Source organism: Proteus sp. fly-1067 (assembly GCF_040139345.1).
Taxonomy (GTDB): domain Bacteria; phylum Pseudomonadota; class Gammaproteobacteria; order Enterobacterales; family Enterobacteriaceae; genus Proteus; species Proteus vulgaris_B.
In genome coordinates this window covers 1-528 of the sequence record NZ_JBEEUL010000262.1, presented here as the reverse complement: position 1 = coordinate 528, position 528 = coordinate 1, and the positions used below count along the sequence as shown (strand labels likewise).

Annotated in this window: 1 protein-coding gene; it reads right to left on the bottom strand. The window is 43.4% G+C overall.

Going from position 1 to position 528, the window contains the following annotated elements:
- Window positions 1-528 (bottom strand): ATP-binding cassette domain-containing protein (locus ABN217_RS20325; RefSeq protein ID WP_349460016.1); only part of this gene is annotated, 528 nt, incomplete at both ends.

Here is a 528-nt window from a genome sequence, read left to right as displayed (position 1 = left end):
CAGGTTTTTTGGCTCCTCATAAATTTCACGAGGAGAACCATCTTGCTCAATTTTACCTTCTCGCATTACGATAATGCGATCTGACATGGCAAGCGCTTCTTCTTGATCATGCGTAACAAAAATAAAAGTGATACCTAACTTGCGTTGTAGCGCTTTTAATTCGTTCTGCATCTGTTTACGCAGCTTATAATCAAGGGCGGATAACGACTCATCCAGAAGCAACACTTTTGGGCGATTCACCACCGCTCGCGCTATCGCAACACGTTGCTGTTGCCCACCAGATAGTTGAGCGGGTCTGCGTTGCGCGAAATCATCAAGCTGTACCATGCGCAATACTTGGTCAACTCTTTTTTGAATTTCATCAGCAGGGTTTTTTTGCATTCGCAAGCCAAAAGCGACATTTTCAAAAACAGTCATATGCGGGAAAAGTGCATAACTTTGGAATACCGTATTCACAAAGCGATGCTCGGCAGGGATATCAGTAAGATCCTGACTATCAAGAATAATTTTGCCGTCATCAACATCTTC